Consider the following 12,687-nt stretch of genomic DNA (forward strand, 5'->3'; position numbering starts at 1 on the left):
CGGCGACAAGGGCCGGCGCGAGGCGGGCAGACGCACGGTCACCGGAGTTTGTCGGCGACCTCGTGCGCCCAGTACGTCAGCACGATGTCGGCACCGGCGCGCCGGATGGAGGTGAGTGACTCGACGATGGCGGCATCGCGGTCGATCCAGCCGCGCTCGGCCGCCGCGGTGATCATCGCGTACTCCCCCGAGATCTGGTACGCCGCGACCGGGACATCGGCCACGTCGGCCACCCGTCGCAACACGTCCAGGTACGACATGGCCGGTTTCACCATCACGATGTCGGCGCCCTCGGACAGGTCGAGTTCGAGTTCGCGCATCGCCTCGCGGAGGTTGGCGGGATCCTGCTGGTAGGACTTGCGGTCGCCACGCAGCGACGAGCCGACGGCCTCCCGGAACGGGCCGTAAAAGGCCGACGAGTACTTGGCGGTGTAGGCGAGGATCCCGGTGTCGGTGTATCCCGCGTCATCGAGTGCCGAACGGATCACGGCCACCTGACCGTCCATCATCCCGCTCGGCCCCACCAGGTGGGCGCCCGACTGCGCCTGCACCACAGCCATCTCGGCGTAGCGCAACAGGGTGGCGTCGTTGTCGACTGTGCCGTCATCGGCGAGCACACCGCAGTGCCCGTGGTCGGTGAACTCGTCGAGGCAGGTGTCGGCCATCAGGACAGTCGAATCGCCGAGCTCGGACGTCAGGAGTCGCAGAGCCGCATTGAGCACGCCGTCCGGATCGGTCCCGACGCTCCCGACGGCATCCTTGTCGCCCTCGGCAGGAACACCGAAGAGCATCAGACCACCCACACCGGATTCCACTGCCGCGACCGCGGCCTCACGAAGCGAATCCGGCGTGTGCTGGACGACCCCGGGCATGCTGCTGATGGGCCGCGGCTCGTCGATCCCGTCGGCCACGAACATCGGCAACACCAGATGCCTTGGCTCCAAGGAGGTTTCGGCGACCATCCGGCGCATGGCCGGAGTGGTACGAAGACGCCTGGGACGATCGATCGGTGAGGTCATGTCCTCCAGCCTACGAGCGTGAGCGGCGGGCCTTCTTGCGCGGCGGAGGCAGCGCACCTTCGGCACGCAGGCGAGCGGCGTGCTCGGCGAGCGCGTCCACCAACTCGTGCACCGATGCGTTCTCCGGCCGCACGTCGACCCGCAGGCCGAACTCGGTGGCGGTCTCGGCCGTCTTCGGACCGATGCACGCAACGATGGTGCGGGCGTGCGGTTTACCCGCGATACCCACCAGGTTGCGCACCGTGGAACTCGAGGTGAAGCAGACCGCGTCGAACCCACCGGTCTTGATCATCTCGCGGGTCTCGGCGGGCGGCGGCGCGGCGCGGACCGTGCGGTACGCGGTGACGTCGTCGATCTCCCAGCCACGGCCACGCAGCCCCTCCGAGAGCGTCTCGGTGGCGATGTCGGCACGGGGCAGCAGGATCCGGTTCACCGGATCGAAGACGTCGTCGTACGGCGGGAAGTCCTCGAGCAGGCCCAGCGAGGACTGCTCGCCCGAGGGCAGCAGCTCGGGGTTGATGCCGAAGCCGCGCACCTTCTCCGCAGTCGCCTCGCCCACACAGGCGATCTTCACACCACTGAAAGCTCGTGCGTCCAAACCGAACTCGGCAAACTTGTCCCAGACTGCGCGGACAGCGTTCGTGGAGGTGAACACCACCCACTGGTAGCGGCCGTCCACCAAGCCCTTGACAGCACGTTCCATCTGGGCGGGACTACGCGGCGGTTCCACCGCGATCGTCGGGACCTCCATCGGGATGGCGCCGTGCGTGACCAGCCGATCGGACATGTCGCCGGCCTGGTCCTTGGTACGCGGCACCAGTACGGTCCAGCCGTACAGCGCGCGCGATTCCCACCAGCTCAACTTGCCGCGCTGGGTGACCACCTTGCCGATGGTGACGATCAGCGGTCCGGTGAGGGCGCTTCCGCTCTCGTTGAGCGTGGCCAGCGTCGCCTCGATGGTGCGCTGCTGGCAGGTGGTGCCGTTGACGGTGATGGCGGCCGGGGTTTGTGCGGCCAGGCCGTGCTCGGTGAGTGCACTGGCGGTCTCGGCGAGATGACCCGAGGTGGCATGGAGCACAAGAGGTCCGGGAGCGGCAGCGAGTGCCGCCCAATCGACCTCTCCGCGGACATCGGCCTCGGTATGCCCTGAACCCAGCGGCATACCCGCGTAGCTCGGCACAGCGGCCGTCGCGGGCAGTCCCGGGATGACCTCGAACTGCACCTGGGTACGGGCGACGGCGTTCACCTCGGCCAGCACGGCATCGGTGGTCAGAGGGTCGCCGGCCACCAGCCGGACGACGTCGTGGCCGTCCTTGGCGGTGGCGACGAGGGTCTTGGCGACCTCGGCGGGATCACCCAGCGCGGGACGCACATTGCCCATCGAGTCGTCTGCCGAATCGGCACCGGACCCGGATGCGACAGTGCCGTCGGCGTCCTGGGGATCACCCCCTGCGAATCGCGTTGCTCGCCGCCGCTAATGTCTTGTTTGCCCGAGCGGGTCGCACCGGTCGACGAACTCTTCGATGAGGCCTGGTCACCCCAGCCGACACCGATCTGTTCGACGACCGCGGACGGTACGTCGGGATCGATGAACACCGTGACGGCGTTCTCGATCGCGGTCCGGGCGCGGACGGTCAGCAGTCCGGGGTCGCCCGGCCCTGCCCCGACAAAGAGAATGCGACCGGGGGTGGTGGCCTTTTTGTTACGGCTCATGCTCAGCACTCCTGCCCCGTGGGGCTGTAGCTCGGCCCACTGTTTCTAGAGAAGCTGTCTTGCTCCCTGATCCAGCAGTTCTGCGGCGAGTTCTCGGCCCAGTTCGGCTGCCCGTTCCACCGGACCCACCACCGAGGCCTTGACCGCGTCCGATCCGTCTTCGGCCACGACCGTCGCCCTCAGCGACAGCTCGGTGAAAATGCGTCCGTCCTCGTCAATCGACTCGACCACCTCGGCCATCGCACCGACCGGGGCGGTGCATCCGGCCTCGAGGGCCCCCAGCACCGCACGTTCGGCGTCAATCGCCGCACGGGTGGACGGATCGTCCAACTCGGCGAGAATGCTCACCAGTCGGGCATCGTCTGCGCGGCACTCCACGGCCAAGGCGCCCTGTGCGGGCGCCGGCAGCATCTGAACCGGATCCAGCGCTTCGGTGACCTCGTCGGCCCGTCCGATGCGTACCAGTCCTGCTCGAGCCACTACCACCGCGTCGAGTTCGCCGCTCGCGACTTTGCCCAACCGAGAATCAAGGTTGCCTCGTAGGGGGCGGATTTCCAAACCGAGACCCAATGCTCTAAGCTGCGCCGCCCGGCGCGGCGCGGAGGTGCCGACAGTGGCTCCCGGCAGTAGCTCGCCGAGCACCTTGCCACCCGCTGCGACCAGCGCATCTCGCGGATCTTCGCGGGGTGGGATGGCAGCGATGTGCAGCCCGGGTTCAGGGGCCGTCGGGAGATCCTTGTAGGAGTGCACGGCGACGTCTACTTCGCCCGCGGTCAACGCCAGCCGGATCGCCGTGGTGAACACCCCGACGCCGATCTGCTGGACGGGTGCGGCCGACAGGTCGCCTGCGGTCTTGATGATCACCAGTTCGGCAGGATGGCCGGCCTTGATCAGTGCGTCGCGGATGTCGCCGGCCTGGGTGGTGGCCAGCAGCGAACCACGGGTGCCGATACGGATCGGACTCGTCTCGTCGGTGCTCAAGTCCTACCGGGCCTTTCCGTCTGTGTCGCCGAGTCCGGCAGTGTCCCCGAGCCCGACCTCCGGTGCCGACACCGATTCGGCCGCACCGGGCTTGAGTTCGAAGAGTTCGCGGAGAGCTTCGGCGTAGGTATCGCCCTGCGGCGTGCTCGCGAGTTGTTTGACCCGCACCGTCGGCGCGTGCAGCAACTTGTCGACCACTCGCCGGACGGTCTTGGCGACCTCGTCGCGCTGCGGGTCGTCCAGACCCGGCAACCGGCTCTCGAGTCGGAGGATCTCCGCCTGGACCACCTCGGCGGCGCGCTGCCGCAGCGCGGTGACCGTGGGGGTGACCTCGGCCTGACGCTGATGCATCAGGTAGTCGGCCAGCTCACCCAGGACGATCTCGCGGGCGGCGAACTCGTCGGCATCGGCGGCCTTGGTGGCCTCATCGCCACGCAGACCCTCGATATCGATGATGTGGACACCGGGTAGCCGACCGGCCGCAGGATCGACGTTACGAGGCAATCCCAGGTCGCAGATCACCAACGGTTTGTTGTTCTCGCGACGGGCGAGCGCCGAATGCACCTCACCGACACCGACGACCGCGCCGATGGTTCCGGTACAGGTCACCAGCACGTCGGCGCCGATCAGCGCGTCGGTCATGTCGTCGAAACGCACCGCCCGCGCGGGGATGCCGTGGTTCTTGGTGACGTTGGCTGCCAGATGCTGTGCCTTCTCGAACGTGCGGTTGACGACCACCAGCTCCGACACCCCCGACCGGGCCAGGTGGGCGGCGGCCAGGCCGCCCATCGCGCCGGCTCCGAGGACAACGGCAGAGGTGATGTCGCCGTCGAGAATGCTGCGCGCGCGCTCGAGCGACACCGACACAACCGATGCACCGGCGCGGTCGAGCCCGGTCTCGCTGTGGACGCGTTTGCCCACCCGCAACGCCTGCTGCGCCAGCTCGTGTAGCACTCGCCCGGCCGAGCGGTTCGCGTCGGCGCTGGCGTAGGACGACCGGATCTGGCCGAGGATCTGCTGCTCGCCCACCACCATCGAGTCCAGGCCCGCGGCGACCGAGAACAGGTGCTCGACAACGGCTTCGGAGTACCGCACGTAGGCGTACTTGGTCATCTCGTTGACCGTCATGCCCGAGTGTTTGCCCATCACCTCACCCACGGCCTCGAGGGCCGGGTGGAAGGCGTCGACCACGGCGTAGACCTCGACGCGGTTGCACGTCGAGACGATCATCGCCTCACTGATCTGCGGGCTGGCCAGCAGATCGTCGATGATCTTCGGACGGTCGTCGTCGGTGACGGCGAGTCGCTCGAGGATCGGTACCGGCGCGCTGCGATGCGATACGCCGAACAGGAAAATACTCACACGCCCACCGATCTCTGATCTGATCGTGCTCTCGTCTTCGCCCCACTCCTCGGGGCACGTCCACTACCGCGCTGTTCACGTGGCACCACCGCGGAGTCCGCGTTGTTCCGTCGGGCAGCGTTGAAGGCCATCACCTGCAGCTCGAGCGCGAAGTCCACCGGCCGCACGTACACGTGCTCGGGGACGCGCGGCGCGAGCGCGGTGAAGTTCAGGATCTGGTGCACCCCGGCCTCGACGAATGCGTCGCAGGTGGCCTGGGCGTCGGCGTCGGGGGTCGCGAGGACCGCGATCTCCACCCCGTGCTCTTGGCAGATGTCCCCGATCTCGTCGAGCGCCCGCACGGCCAACTCGCCCTCGGCCGCGGTGATCGTCGTCCCGACCAGCTCGGGATCGGCATCGAACATGGCCACGATCTTGATCCCGCGTCGGTCGAACCCCACCCGGCCCAGCAGCGCCTTGCCGAGGTGGCCGGCGCCGGCCAGCACCACGTTGTGGTTGTGCTCGACTCCGAGGGCCAAGGCGATCCGGGCGATCAGCCGGCCGACGTCGTAACCGACGCCGCGGACTCCGCCCGACCCGACATGGGACAGATCTTTGCGCAGGATCGCCGGATTGACCCCGGCTGCGGTGGCCAGCTGACCGGACGACACCACCATCGCGCCGCTCTCGCTCAGCGAACGCAGAACGTGGAGGTAGGTGGCCAGCCGGGCGACCGAGGCGCTGGGGATCTCGGACTGGGCGTTGAACCCCGCCGAACTCTTGGCCATGCGTCCGTCTTTCTTCTGGGCTGCATCGTCCGCGGCTTTGCGGACTTCGCTGCGCTTCACCTGCTCACGGCAGGTTCAACACCAACTCGAGGCACTACGGTACCGCTTGTGAATCGATTCACAAACTCGGCTCGGGTTCTTCTGGCCATGCGTCTGGACTAGTGTCCGGCGGCGCCCCGCAAATCGGCCCTCAACCTGGGAATATCGACATCCCAGTAGCTATGCTCACGATCGTCGAGCAAGATCACCGGCAACCGGTCTCCGAACTCGGCGCGCAGGGATGGATCGGTGGTCGCGACGGCATCGACGTCGACCTCGTCGAACTCCACCTCGAACTCGTCGACAACCGGCCGTAGATCGGCCCTGGCACGGGCACAGGCGGCACAACCCGCCCGGGACAGCAACGTGATCCTCACCCTGCCAGTGTTGCAGGCATCGGCGACTAGGCTTGGCACCGACCGACAGGAGGCGATGGAGTGAGCACAACTCCGGGTAGCGGGGACGCCGACGGCGAGGACGATGCCACCACCGGTTCTCGCGCCGAGCAGGGCGACGACCACGGGCCTGATGACCGACGGCGCGAGCTGCCCGGGGACGGTCCGGACGACGACTCCTATGACTACGCCCGCGACGAGGAGGACTCCCCCGAAGACGATTTCAGGGACGACGACCTCGATGACGATTCCGCGGACGACGACCTCGACGACCGGCCGGCCGGCGACCACGGGCAGCGACTGCGTCCCACCTCCACGGCCGGCCCGCTCTCCCCGTTGACGAGCCGGGTCGGGCGTTTCCGTCAGTCGGCAGCCGAATTGCGCCAGTCGCTCGCCGGCGAGGCCAGTGCGCGGGCGGCGTCGTCGAAGTTGCGGGAACGCGGACTCGACGAGAGCGAACCTTCCACCTTCCTGGAATCCGACGAGCCCGGCACGCCGACCGACGTCCCGCCGGACCTCACCGCTGCGGCGTTCTTCGACGTCGACAACACGCTCGTCCAAGGCGCGTCGATCGTGCATTTCGCCCGCGGCCTCGCCGCACGCGACTACTTCAGCTACCGCGACGTGATGGAATTCGTTTGGGCGCAGGCGAAATTCCGGATGACCGGCCGGGAGAACTCCGAGGACGTCGCGCAGGGGCGGGAGAAGGCGCTGTCCTTCATCGCCGGGCGCGAGACCGACGAACTCGTGCAGCTCGGCGAGGAGATCTTCGACGAGTTCATCGCCGACAAGATCTGGCCCGGCACCCGCACCCTTGCGCAGATGCACCTCGACGCCGGACAGCAGGTGTGGCTGGTCACCGCGACACCGGTGGAGCTGGCCCAGACCATCGCCGACCGGCTCGGACTGACCGGGGCACTGGGCACGGTGGCCGAGAGCGTCGACGGGGTGTTCACCGGACGGCTGGTCGGCGACATCCTGCACGGGCTCGGCAAGGCGCATGCCGTCCGCACGCTCGCGATCCGCGAGGGTCTGAACCTCAAGCGGTGCACGGCGTACTCCGATTCGCACAACGACGTCCCCATGCTGTCGCTGGTCGGCACCGCCGTGGCCATCAACCCCGATGCCGACCTGCGTGAGGTCGCCCGGGTGCGTGGCTGGGAGATCCGCGACTACCGCACGGCCCGAAAGGCCGCGAAGATCGGCGTGCCGACGGCGGTGCTGCTCGGTGCGGCCGGTGGTGGCGCTGCTGCCGCGGTCCGCCACCTACGCCGCTGACTCCCCCCCCCGTTTTGGTGGGTTTCGGTGAGCCTGAACTGGGCAAATGCTCGCCCTAACCCACCAAAATCGGGGGTTGGGGTGGGGGTCAGCCGAAGTAGATGCTCGATCGACGGCTGAGCATGCGGAAGAGCGTCTGCTGGATGTCTTCACGGACGTTGTCGGTGAGGTCGAACACCACCATCGGATCGTCGGCGGCCTGATCGTCGAAATGGCCGGTCTCGATCGGGGTGCCGAAGTGGATCTGCCACTTGGACGGCAACGGCACCAGACCGAGCGGACCGAGCAGGGGGAACGTCGGCGTGATCGGGATGTAGGGCAGACCGAGCAGGCGGGCGATCGGCTTCAGGTCGTTGAGCATCGGATAGATCTCTTCGGACCCGACGATCGACACCGGGATGATCGGGACCTTGGCACGCAGCGCCGTTGTGACGAAGCCGCCACGACCGAAGCGCTGCAACTTGTAGCGGTCCTTGTAGAGCTTGCCGATGCCCTTGAAGCCTTCCGGCCACACCGCGGTCAGCTCGCCGCCGCGCAGCAACTTCTGTGCGTCGGCGGTGCAGGCGAGGGTGGACCCCGTGCGGCGCGCCAGGTCACCGATGACCGGGGTGTCGAAGGCGAGGTCCGCGGCGAGCACGCGCAGGTGCCGATTCCTCGGGTGGTAGTCGTGCACAGCGACCGACGTCATCAAGGCATCGATGGGGATGGTGCCGGCGTGATTGGCCACCAGCAGTCCCCCACCGTCGAGTGGCAGATTCTCGATACCGCTCACGTCGACCCGGAACCACTTGTCGAACAGAACCCGCAAGGCGGGGAGCCACACCGACTCGGTGAAGTGGGCGTCGAAGCCGAAGTCGTCCACCTCGTAGTCACCGGTCACGCGCTGCCGCACGTACCCGGCGGCGCCGGTAATTGTGTCGGCGATCGTCTGCCGGACACCGTCGAGATTCAGGAAGTTCGACGACATCTCGGCGGCCTGCTCGAACCGTCCGGCCTCGAGCTGTGCGCGCACGTCCTCGCTGATCGGGGTGACCGGCGCCTGCACGAACTCATCGGTGTTCGGATGTCCGCGGTGGTTCGGGTGTTGTTGTGGTGCAGCAGGTTTGGCTGGGTGCCCGTTGGTCTGCGACGGATGCCGACGACGCGGCTGTCCACCGGGGCCCGGCGAACTGGAGTACAGCTGGATCACCTTGGCCGTTCGCGCGTCGGACGTACGATTCCGGTTCTGCACGATCACCCACCTCCCTCAAGCATGATGCCCGCCGCCCCTACGTGGTCGTGTCGAACATTTTTCGATTGTCCCCGCCATGGTCGCCCCCGCGCCAGGCATCGGATGAACTTACCTTCTCCAGGCGCCCGGCTCACGTCAGCTGCTTCGCGGCCTGGGCTATCCACTGCTCCAAGCGCCGCCAGGCCGCCGGTGAGATCACCGGCTCCAACGGTTTTCGGGACAAGAAGTCGTCGAACGTCTCCAAGCTGGTGTGCTTCGGCTCGAAACCGAGTTCGGTGCGCATCCGGGTGGTGTCGAGCACCCGGCCGAACGTCAGGTAGTCGGCCTGATCGCCATGGAACGGGGCGACGCGCATGCCGCGATAGACCCCGGCGACCGTTCCCAACATCCGGCCGGGGACCGGCAAAGCCACGCGCCCCGCCCGTCGCACCGCCTGATTGAGGGTCACCACCCCGTCGGCGGCGATGTTGAACGTGCCGGCGCGACCGGCGAGAGTCGCGTGCTCAAGCGCCGACAGGGCGTCTTCTTCATGGAGGAATTGCAGTCGCGGTTCGTGCCCGATCACCACCGGGATCACCGTGGCCGAGAAGTACTTGCTCATGCGGGTGGAGATCTGCGGTCCGAGCATCGCCGACAACCGCAGGATGGTGACGGACATGTCGGGTCGTCGGCGGCCGAGGCCACGGGCATAACCCTCGACGTCGAGCAGGTCACGGGCATAACCGTGTGTCGGCTCACGCCGGGCATGGGTGTCTTCGGAGAAATGCGCGGGGTCGGCCGAACTGGCGCCGTAGATCATGCCGGACGAGCGGACGACAAAACGCTTGACCGTCGGGCTGCGCTGGCAGGCGGCGCACAGCTGCATCGTGCCGATGACGTTGAACTCTTTGATGGCCGGCGAATGACCGACGGTGTCCATCACCGAGGTCGCGGCGTGCACCACGGTGTCCACCCCGGCCTTGTCGATCACCTTCGCGATCGCCGAACGCCGGATGTCCACCCGGACGAACTCGGCGCGACCGAAACGTCGCAACATGTCCTTGGAAGGGGCCCGCGAGTCGACGGCGATCACCCTGTCGATGTCGGGATTCTGCGCCAGACGAGTGGTCAGATATCCGCCGAGAAAAGTCGATGCGCCGGTCACCAACACGACGCGCGGCGTCGTATCCGCCACATCCCCACCCTCGACCATGTGCCCAGCGTACGGAACTTTGCCCGTCTTCATCCAGTCAGTGGCTCAGTAATTTTCCGGCGGGCACATCAGGCGAGAACGCCTCTATCAGGGCAAAACAAAACCCGCCGATATGTCGGCGGGTTCTGAACGAAAAAGAAAACTCACTTACCGAGTTTTCTGCGCTGCACCCGGGTGCGACGCAGCAACTTGCGGTGCTTCTTCTTCGACATGCGCTTGCGGCGCTTCTTGATCACTGAACCCATGTGGGAACTTCCTCACGATCTGACCGATGGTCCTTCAAGGTTTTGCCGTCCAACGAGGCTGGCTCACATAACGTCGTACGCCAGAACACAGGCGAACGGGTCGACTACCGACCTTACCGCGCCACCGTACTCGTCACGAAATCCACCGCGGCGGTCTTCGATCCAATGGCCGACGCGGACCGGGCCACCATGGCGGCCCAGCCCGTCGGGAATGCCTCGTGAGGCCTAACCGGCGTCGAAATACGACGTTTCAAGGTAATCGTGGACTGCCTTGGCGTGCACTCGGAAGGAGCGGCCCACGCGAACCGCGGGCAACTCTCCGTTGTGCACCAGGCGGTACACGGTCATCTTCGAGACGCGCATCAGTGATGCGACCTCCGCGACGGTCAGGAACTGAGTTCCACCACCGGCGTTGTCACCTGACTTGCTTGCAGATGCCATGAAATTTTCATACCTCCGGGGCACGCGTCGCGGCCGCTCGGCTTCCCCTCCGGCGGACTCCAGACACGCACGTGCTCCCCGAAGCTTAGCGTGGCGGGTGGGGTCAATGCGACGTGAGTAGGTAACTGGGTCGATTTTGTCGCATGAGATCGTCCCGGCGCGGTGCCTGACGCAGAGTCAGGACGTCTCGATGTTCGCCAGCACAGCGCGGCCGGTCGCCTCACTCTTGGCCGCATTCGCCCGCATCGCCTCGGACACCGCATGACGCATGCCGTAGCGCTCGAGTTCACGCAGGGCCTCGGCGGTGGTGCCCGCCGGTGAGGTCACGGCCGCGCGCAGATCCACCGGCGAGACCCCTGAGTCGGTCAGCAGTACGCCGGCACCGCGCACGGTCTGCGCGGCGAGCTCGGTGGCCATCGACCGCGTCAGCCCCATCGACACACCGGCGTCGATCATGGCCTCGGCAAGCAGGAAGACGTAGGCCGGCCCGGATCCGGACAGCGCGGTGATGGCATCCATCTGCCGCTCCGGCACTACCACCACCTTGCCGACGGTCTCGAGCAGCGTCACCACGGTGGCCACGTGCTCGTCGGTGGCGTACCGACCCGCCGCGATCCCGCACATGGCCTCACCGACCAGCATCGGGGTGTTGGGCATCACCCGCACCACTGGCGCGCCGGCAGGCAGAGCGTTCTCGTACTTCAGCATCGGCAATCCGCCGACGAGAGTGACGGTGAGCCGCTCGGCCTCACCGACATCCTCGACGTCGGCGATGATCGACAGGACGGCGTCGACATCACCCGGCTTGACCGCGAGGACAACGATGTTGGCGCCCTCGACAGCGTCGGGGATGTCGGTGACGCGCACCCCGTAGTCCTCGGTGATCTCTTTGGCCCGGCGCGTCGACTTCTCCGCCACGACCAGATCCTTGGTCGGCTTGCCGGTCTTGATCAAGCCGGCCAGCAGCGCCTCACCGATCTTGCCGCCGCCGATGATTGCGATTCGCTGAGTCATGCTGCTCACTTTCTCACGCTGATGTGGATGTGTTCTGGCGAGTCCATCAGGGCTGATTGTTTCGCCGCAGGTCGCCTGGGGTCGTCGGGGTGTGGACGACCCGCCGGCCGATGGACCGGATCGCTGCCGGGTGGTCGTCAGTCCGCGGCCGGGATCATCGCGAGCTGCCGCGATTGGACAACAACCTGGCCCGCGGAGTCGAGGACCACGTGGTCCTCTTCGAACCAGCCATGCCCGACCTCGGTGCTCGAGGCCTGGATACGCAGCCATCCGGGCGCGGGCCGACGTCGCAGATACGTCGTCAACTGCATGGTGGGTGCCCAGCCGAACAGATTCAGGTTCATCACCACCGGCGCACTCAGGTCGCCGCAGAGGATCGCGAACAGGGCATCGGGGTCGGCTTCCTTGGGCCGGGCCCACATCCGGAACACCGGATCGGCCTTCTCCCCGCGGGTGAATGCAAGGGATCGCTCCTCGATGGCGATGTCGAGCACCGCGGACAGGTGCATGACCTCGCCGACCGGGCTCTTCTCGACCCAGATGACGTCTTCGGTGGGCGAGGCCGGAATCGCGGAGAGCGGGGTGGAGGCCGAGTAGTGGTTGTCCACATCGGGTGTTCCGACCGTCACGGTCGAGTGGACCAGATTGCGGCCGTTCTGATGGATCTCGACGTCGACCAGCGACACCCGGCGGCCGCGCTTGCGCACCCAGACGTGCAACGTGATCTCGGCCGGGTCGGGTGCGCCGAGGTAGTTGGTGGAGATGGCCATCGCGGCGAGATCGTCGGATGCGGGCTTGTCGGCCGGTGCCGTGGCCCGGAAGCCGGCGAGGGCCGCATTGGCGCTGAGCATCTGCAGTGTGCCGCCGTGCACCTTGGGCCCGATGGTGAAGACGGGGTCGATCTGAGCCGAGTACACGACTCGGTCGCCGCTGGCAGCGGTGATCTCTTGCAGGATGTTCAGGCGGGCAAGGCTGGGCTCGGACACAGTGCTGGGTACTCCTTCAACGGT

General features: G+C 67.0%; 12 protein-coding genes and 1 pseudogene. 1 reads left to right on the top strand and 12 read right to left on the bottom strand.

The window, feature by feature from the left end:
* Nucleotides 1–38 precede the first annotated feature (38 nt).
* From hemB to MVA47_RS23920, 6 genes and pseudogenes are all read right to left on the bottom strand, one after another.
* Nucleotides 39–1,019 carry a porphobilinogen synthase gene (gene hemB, locus MVA47_RS23895; protein WP_247210139.1) on the bottom strand — a complete coding sequence of 327 codons (981 nt, stop codon included), beginning with the start codon at nt 1,017–1,019 and terminating at the stop codon, nt 39–41.
* A gap of 10 nt (nt 1,020–1,029) precedes the next feature.
* Nucleotides 1,030–2,732, bottom strand: a pseudogene (locus tag MVA47_RS23900) (uroporphyrinogen-III synthase).
* A gap of 45 nt (nt 2,733–2,777) precedes the next feature.
* A complete protein-coding gene (gene hemC / locus MVA47_RS23905; RefSeq protein WP_247210140.1) occupies nt 2,778–3,713 on the bottom strand; it encodes a hydroxymethylbilane synthase in 936 nt (311 codons plus the stop codon).
* 3 nt (nt 3,714–3,716) lie between these two features.
* Nucleotides 3,717–5,075 carry a glutamyl-tRNA reductase gene (locus MVA47_RS23910; RefSeq protein WP_247210141.1) on the bottom strand — a complete coding sequence of 453 codons (1,359 nt, stop codon included), beginning with the start codon at nt 5,073–5,075 and terminating at the stop codon, nt 3,717–3,719.
* Complete coding sequence (locus MVA47_RS23915) at nt 5,072–5,902, bottom strand: redox-sensing transcriptional repressor Rex (protein ID WP_247210142.1); 831 nt, start codon at nt 5,900–5,902, stop codon at nt 5,072–5,074. Before MVA47_RS23915 ends, MVA47_RS23910 begins: the two co-directional genes overlap by 4 nt.
* Before the next feature lie 98 nt (nt 5,903–6,000).
* Nucleotides 6,001–6,258 (bottom strand): glutaredoxin family protein, encoded by a 258-nt coding sequence (locus tag MVA47_RS23920; RefSeq protein WP_247210143.1) that lies wholly within the window; start codon nt 6,256–6,258, stop codon nt 6,001–6,003.
* A gap of 60 nt (nt 6,259–6,318) precedes the next feature.
* Here MVA47_RS23920 and MVA47_RS23925 point away from each other — a divergent pair, with 60 nt between their 5' ends.
* On the top strand, nt 6,319–7,554 hold the full coding sequence (locus MVA47_RS23925) for an HAD family hydrolase (RefSeq protein WP_374474299.1): 1,236 nt from the start codon (nt 6,319–6,321) through the stop codon (nt 7,552–7,554).
* An 88-nt stretch (nt 7,555–7,642) separates the two neighbouring features.
* Here MVA47_RS23925 and MVA47_RS23930 read toward each other — a convergent pair whose 3' ends face one another.
* From MVA47_RS23930 to MVA47_RS23955, 6 genes are all read right to left on the bottom strand, one after another.
* Entirely contained in the window at nt 7,643–8,788 is a 1,146-nt protein-coding gene (locus MVA47_RS23930) for a lysophospholipid acyltransferase family protein (protein WP_374474452.1), read from the bottom strand.
* Nucleotides 8,789–8,915: 127 nt separating this feature from the next.
* A complete protein-coding gene (locus MVA47_RS23935; protein WP_247210145.1) occupies nt 8,916–9,977 on the bottom strand; it encodes an NAD-dependent epimerase/dehydratase family protein in 1,062 nt (353 codons plus the stop codon).
* 143 nt (nt 9,978–10,120) lie between these two features.
* Nucleotides 10,121–10,222, bottom strand: coding sequence for a 30S ribosomal protein bS22 (locus MVA47_RS23940; protein WP_003402602.1), 102 nt, complete (start codon nt 10,220–10,222; stop codon nt 10,121–10,123).
* A gap of 225 nt (nt 10,223–10,447) precedes the next feature.
* Complete coding sequence (locus tag MVA47_RS23945) at nt 10,448–10,663, bottom strand: helix-turn-helix domain-containing protein (protein ID WP_023961329.1); 216 nt, start codon at nt 10,661–10,663, stop codon at nt 10,448–10,450.
* 177 nt (nt 10,664–10,840) lie between these two features.
* Nucleotides 10,841–11,677, bottom strand: coding sequence for a pyrroline-5-carboxylate reductase (gene proC, locus MVA47_RS23950; RefSeq protein ID WP_023961327.1), 837 nt, complete (start codon nt 11,675–11,677; stop codon nt 10,841–10,843).
* A gap of 137 nt (nt 11,678–11,814) precedes the next feature.
* Entirely contained in the window at nt 11,815–12,663 is an 849-nt protein-coding gene (locus MVA47_RS23955) for a thioesterase family protein (protein WP_247210146.1), read from the bottom strand.
* Nucleotides 12,664–12,687 lie beyond the last annotated feature (24 nt).

The organism is Williamsia sp. DF01-3 (assembly GCF_023051145.1).
Classification (GTDB): Bacteria; Actinomycetota; Actinomycetes; order Mycobacteriales; family Mycobacteriaceae; genus Williamsia.

Bases quoted from the DNA above. Each gene is read 5' to 3' on its own strand.
- MVA47_RS23935 (WP_247210145.1), bottom strand. From the start codon at position 9,977: ATGGTCGAGGGTGGGGATGTGGCGGATACGACGCCGCGCGTCGTGTTG.
- hemB (WP_247210139.1), bottom strand. From the start codon at position 1,019: ATGACCTCACCGATCGATCGTCCCAGGCGTCTTCGTACCACTCCGGCC.
- MVA47_RS23945 (WP_023961329.1), bottom strand. From the start codon at position 10,663: ATGGCATCTGCAAGCAAGTCAGGTGACAACGCCGGTGGTGGAACTCAG.
- MVA47_RS23940 (WP_003402602.1), bottom strand. From the start codon at position 10,222: ATGGGTTCAGTGATCAAGAAGCGCCGCAAGCGCATGTCGAAGAAGAAG.
- proC (WP_023961327.1), bottom strand. From the start codon at position 11,677: ATGACTCAGCGAATCGCAATCATCGGCGGCGGCAAGATCGGTGAGGCG.